Source organism: Mesorhizobium sp. M2A.F.Ca.ET.039.01.1.1 (assembly GCF_003998035.1).
Lineage (GTDB): Bacteria > Pseudomonadota > Alphaproteobacteria > Rhizobiales > Rhizobiaceae > Mesorhizobium.
On record NZ_RZRY01000442.1, the window covers coordinates 1 to 5386 of the forward strand.

Sequence of the window (5386 nt, forward strand, 5' to 3'; positions counted from 1 at the left end):
CGTCGAACAGCGGCAGCGTCAGGTCCTCGAGCTGGGCGATCTCGCGTCGTGAAGGGCGCGTCAGCGAGCAGAAGGCCGAGACCGCGGCGCGGAACAGCCTTTCGGCCTTTCCCGCTTCGGTCCGGATAGCGATTTGCCTGAAATCCGAAGATGACACGGAGGATACGCCCGACACTCGACACAACTCCTGAACCCACGCAATCCGGCCGGGCCGGTTCGCATCTTCAGGAAAACAAACATCAAATTAGCCGCGATCCGTTAGCGCTCCGTTAACCCTCTACGCCCCTTAATCAACTTGGAGGCGTTGCGTTGTGCTCCGGTCAAACCGAGAGGAATGCGCGAACCATGGGCATGGTCCTGTCTTTTGTGCCGCGTGCGGCACCTGTAAATCGAGCAAGTCACGACACCCCGACGGCGGCGGCGGTGATAATTTTCCCCGGCGTCCGTTACGAGTTGCATCCTGCCAGTGAGGCTCAGCCCGGCAGCAGCAGCCCAGAAAAGCCCGGCTCGCCGCCACCCGCCAAGCCGCATCACTGATCGAATGGCTTCTCAGTCGTCCTGCAATTCGCAGCTGCTCTGCTCGAGGAAGCGCGACACGATCGGCTTCCAGCTCTCGTCCGGCACGAAGGCGCGGACGACGAAGATGCCTTCCTCGATCGGCGCCTCGACAAAGATCGCGCCTTGCAGATCCTCCGGAAGGTCGCGCCGCACATCGATCATCTGCGCCGGGGTCAGCACCACCGTATCGAGCTTCTCGCCATTGGCGTTGTGATCGTTGAAGGAATAGATGTTGTGGCCGCCGCGGTCATAGACCGAGGCCGACCAGAACGGCACGTCGCCGGGCGCCTTGATCCGCACCAGGCCGTCGGCAAGGTCGAAGCGGCAGGCGGCGGCATAAAACAGCGGATCGACCGATTTCACCACCGGCGCGCCGCCGGCTTCGGCGTCAAGCCGCGTCATCTTGTAGAGGTCGGATGCCATCGCCAGCCGCGACCAGGCATCGCGCTCGGAAAATTCCGGTACCAGGAACAGCACGACGATACGCACGATGCCGGCGCCGAGCAGGCCGACGATGAGGGCATGCAGCAGTCTACGCATTGCAGCCCGCCTTCAGAATGCGCGGCAGCGTCACATCGGAGAGGCCGGTGCTGGACGCGATCGGCGTGTCGTAGAAGGTCAACACGAAATACATCTTGCCGGATCCGCCGGTGAGCAGCCAGTTGCCGGGGGCAGGGTGATTGCCGACCGAAATGACGACGGAATTGTCGGGCCGGCGCAGCACTTCGTAAGACTGCAGCGCCGCCTGCCTCGGCTTGCCGGTATCGATCACGCCAAGCGACTGGTCTGCGGCATAGAGCGTCCAGAAACGGGCGGTCGGGTAGCTGCCTTCGATCGTGTAGGTGCATTCGCGTCTCAGCGGCTCGCCTGCATCGTCGCGCTCGGCGACGAAGGCCAGCCCCTCGGCCCGGCCGAGCGCCAGCACGCCCTCGCGCGCCACGCGCGCCTTGGAGTAGGGGTCGGCGTCTAAAGTCCCGACTTCGGGGAAGGCGGTCCATTGGCCGATGCGGATCGCCCCGACGCCGTCCTGCGCGTTGAGCGCATACCAGACGCTGTAGCCGCCAAGCCCAATGGCTATGGCAAGCGAAAGCAGCGTCAGGATGGCGTTCTTGAGCATGAGAGCCGCAAACAGAGGAGGTTGCCCGGGATATCGCGGCGCGGGGTGCCGTGGCAAGCCGGCTTCACGCGAGGGGTGGCTAGATCAGGACGACGTTTCGCTGAAACGTCGTCCTGATCTATTTTTTTGATGGAGCATGATCTTATCCGAAAACCGGTTCCCACTTTTCGCTATCGCGGTCCTTCGGTTCGGGACCATGCTCTAAAGCGCCGAAAGTGCTTCCGGCAGGGTGGGCGCTTCGAGCACGGGCGCGGCCTGGAACGCCTTGGTCATGTCCCTCAGCGTCTGGGTGGTACGGCTGGAAAGCACCGGCGGCCGTTCGGCCTCGGCCTGCGCCTCTGCGGCGTCGGCTTCCTTCTTGGCCGCCTCCTCTGCCTTGGCCGCGACCTCTGGGTCGACGAACGGGTGGTCGAGACCGGGGATAGGCTTCAGGTCGATGTTCTGGTGCGCATAGACCATCAGGCGCTGCCAGACCATCGCCGGCAGCGAGCCGCCGGTCATCTTGTTGGTTGCGGTGAAGTCGTCATTGCCCAGCCAGACGGCCGCCGTGTAATTGCCGGTGAAGCCGACGAACCAGGCGTCGCGGTAGGACTGCGTGGTGCCGGTCTTGCCGGCAACGACGATGTTCGGGAGCTGGGCGCGCCGTGCCGTGCCGATCACCGGCACCGCCGCCAGCATGGTGTTCATGTATTTCAGCGCCCTTTCCGACAGCACGCGGTGTGGTGGCGGCGCGTCCTTGGCCCAGTCATAGACCACCTCGCCGGTGCGGGTGACGAGCTGGGTGATGCCATGGCGCGAGCCGACGAAACCGTTCTGGGCAAAGACGCTGTAGCCGGTCGCCTGGTCCATCACCGTCATGCCGGATGTGCCCAGCACCATGGTCTTGTGCGCTTCCAGCGGCGATTCGACACCCATCGATTCGGCCATTGCCTTGATCGGGCCGATGCCGAGGTAATCCTTGGCGAGCCGCACCGGCACCGTGTTGATCGACTTGGCGATCGCCGTGAGCAGCGTGACGTTGCCGGCCGATCCGCCGCTGTAATTGTGCGGCGACCAGTTGCCCCAGCTGATGGCGCCGCCCGAAACCACCGAGTCCGGCGTGAAGCCATGCTCCATCGCGGTGGCATAGACATAGGGCTTGAAGGATGAGCCGGTCTGGCGCAGCGCCTTGGTGGCGCGGTTGAACTGGCTGGCGCCATAGTCGCGGCCGCCGACGATGGCGCGCACCGCGCCATTGGTCTCGATCACCACCACCGCGCCTTCGGTGACGTTGTATTCCTTGCCGAATTGCCGCAGATGGAACTCGACCGACTCCTCGGCCGCCTTCTGGATGTTGGCGTCGAAGGTCGTGTGGGCGACCAGCGAATGCTGGCCGGGCTTGGCGATCTTCTTGACCTCGTCGAAGGCCCAGTCGAGGAAGTAGTCCGGGCTCTTCTGCTCGCCGCGGTCGACCACGTCGGCCGGGTGCAGTCTTGCCTGCAGCACCTGGCCCTCGGTCATGAAGCCGGAATCGACGAGGTTGGAGAGCACCACATTGGCGCGCGCGCGCGCCGCCGGCAGGTTGATGTGCGGGGCGTATTTGGTCGGCGCCTTGAACAGGCCGGCCAGCATTGCCGCCTCGGCGAGGTTCAGGTCCTTGACGCTCTTGCCGAAATAGAAATCCGCCGCCGCCTCGATGCCGAAGGTGCCGCCGCCCATATAGGCGCGGTCGAGATAGAGCTGCAGGATCTCTTTCTTGGAGAGGTTCGCCTCCAGCCACAGCGACAGGAAGGCTTCCTTGATCTTGCGCTCGAGAGTGCGCTCGTTGGACAGGAACAGGTTCTTGGCGAGCTGCTGCGTGATGCTCGACCCGCCCTGGACCACCGAATTGGCGCGCACGTTCTCGAAGATCGCGCGCGACAGGCCCAGCACATCGATGCCGTAATGGTCGAAGAAACGCCGATCCTCCGTCGCCAGCACCGCCTTGATGACGATGTCCGGCATCTCGTCGACCGGCACGGAATCGCGCTGGATGATGCCGCGCTGGCCGATTTCGTTGCCGTAGCGGTCAAGGAAGGTGACGGCGAAGTCGCCCTGGTTGCGCCAGTCGCCGGTGGTGATGTCAAAGGCGGGCATGGCAAGCGCGAGCAGAACCACGAAGCCGCCGGCGCCCATGGTGAAGCCCTCGCTCAGCACCTCGACGATGGCGCGGCGCCAGCCCTGCACACGGAAGCGGCGGGAAAAGATGGTCGCCGCTTCCCAGAATTCGCGCGCCTTGAAACCGATCTCGTAGAGCGAAGTATCGAGCCACGCATCCACGGCGAGCAGCGCCGAAGCGATCCGGCCTCTTCTCCTGCGTGGTTTAGAGGGATTGTCCATTCCAGAATTCCACCCCGGCACTTCCGCCCGAAACAGCCGTGGCAGTTCCGGGGCGCCCTCCCTGCCAAACTAATCGACCATTTTAGCACCACTCACAAGGGCAGCGAAGCCACACCCAGGCTTTGTTGAACGCCATGGTTGATTGTGCCCCGAGCCATTCCAGGAAAAGTGAGCACTTCCTAGAAAAGTGAGCAGCGGTTTTCCGTCCGGAATTGCGTAAAACAAATACTGAGAGCGATATCACCGCGCCGCGATGAAGCGCATGAAATGCGTCACATCCGCCTCGCTCGGCTCCAGTCCGGTGAAGGAGCGCAGATAGGCGGCGAGATGGCTGACGCGCGCCTCGACAGGTTCCTTGAGGTCGAGCACGTAATAGCCGATCTGCATGTAGTAGAGGACGCGGGCGCGGATGAAGGCGTCCTCGCTCTCGTAGCCGTGCCGGCGGTACATGTCGCGTATGGCCAGCAGTCGCTCCTCGTCGGCCTTGTCGATCATGCGCCGCACGTCGTCCGAGCGCCTTGCCCATTCGCGAACGGCGAAATCGAGCCTGGGATCGAACAGGCGCTCGTCGGCCCAGCATTCGAAGACGTTCATCACACCCATGATGATGGTGTCGGCCGGCCGGCGCGCCCGCTCGACGATCGCCGTGGTGTTGGTCTCGTGCCAATGCTCGAGCAGCTGGTCGAGCAGGTCCTGCCGGCTTTCGAAATACCAGTAGAAGCTCGAGCGCGAGACGCCGAGCTTCTGTCCCAGCGTCAGCACGCGCACGCTCTCGACACCGTCGGAAATCAGCGTCTGCAGCGCGAGGTTGATCCAATCCGCGCGGGTTACCTTGATGTTGCCGGGCGCCGGCTCGTCCTGGGGAGCGGTCATGGTCATGAGCCAACAAGTGGCATGGCGCGGAGCAGCGCGCAAGCTCTGGACAGAAGTGTCTAGACACATGTGTACGGGGCGTATATCTTGAGAGCCTCCAACGAGAGGGGAGAGGCTCGTGAAGTCGCATTACCGGGCGGTGGTCATCGGCGGAGGCGTGGTCGGCGCCTCGGTGCTCTATCACTTGACGCGCTTTGGCTGGAGCGACGTGGCGCTGATCGAGCGCGCCGAGCTGACGGCGGGCTCGACCTGGCATGCGGCGGCCGGCTTCCACGCGCTCAACGCCGATCCCAATGTCGCCGCGCTGCAGGACTACACGATCAAGCTCTATCGCGAGATCGAGGCCGAGTCCGGCCAGAATGCCGGGCTGCACATGACCGGCGGCGTCAACATGGCGAGCGACCCGCAGCGCTGGGAATGGCTGAAATCGGCCTGGGCGGTGTTCCAGTCGGTCGGCATCGAGACGGCGCGGCTGGTGAC

The 5386-nt window shown here is 63.9% G+C and carries 5 protein-coding genes; 1 reads left to right on the forward strand and 4 read right to left on the reverse strand.

Annotated features, from left to right (window positions below):
- Positions 1–549: 549 nt before the first annotated feature.
- The 4 genes from EOA24_RS26220 to EOA24_RS26240 form a co-directional block, all read right to left on the reverse strand.
- Positions 550–1098, reverse strand: a complete 549-nt coding sequence (locus tag EOA24_RS26220) for a DUF1254 domain-containing protein (RefSeq protein WP_127410217.1) — start codon at positions 1096–1098, stop codon at positions 550–552.
- The gene (locus tag EOA24_RS26225) at positions 1091–1675 is read right to left on the reverse strand and encodes a DUF1214 domain-containing protein (RefSeq protein ID WP_126078373.1); all 585 of its coding nucleotides are present in this window, start codon (positions 1673–1675) and stop codon (positions 1091–1093) included. The genes EOA24_RS26220 and EOA24_RS26225 overlap by 8 nt, the downstream gene beginning before the upstream one ends.
- Before the next feature lie 201 nt (positions 1676–1876).
- Positions 1877–4033: a penicillin-binding protein 1A gene (locus tag EOA24_RS26235; RefSeq protein WP_126078372.1), complete on the reverse strand. Its 2157-nt coding sequence runs from the start codon at positions 4031–4033 to the stop codon at positions 1877–1879.
- A 240-nt stretch (positions 4034–4273) separates the two neighbouring features.
- Positions 4274–4912 carry a TetR/AcrR family transcriptional regulator gene (locus tag EOA24_RS26240; protein ID WP_126078371.1) on the reverse strand — a complete coding sequence of 213 codons (639 nt, stop codon included), beginning with the start codon at positions 4910–4912 and terminating at the stop codon, positions 4274–4276.
- 112 nt (positions 4913–5024) lie between these two features.
- Between EOA24_RS26240 and EOA24_RS26245 the strand changes: the two genes are divergently transcribed.
- A partial coding sequence (locus EOA24_RS26245; RefSeq protein WP_133374617.1) for an FAD-dependent oxidoreductase occupies positions 5025–5386 on the forward strand: 362 nt, incomplete at its 3' end.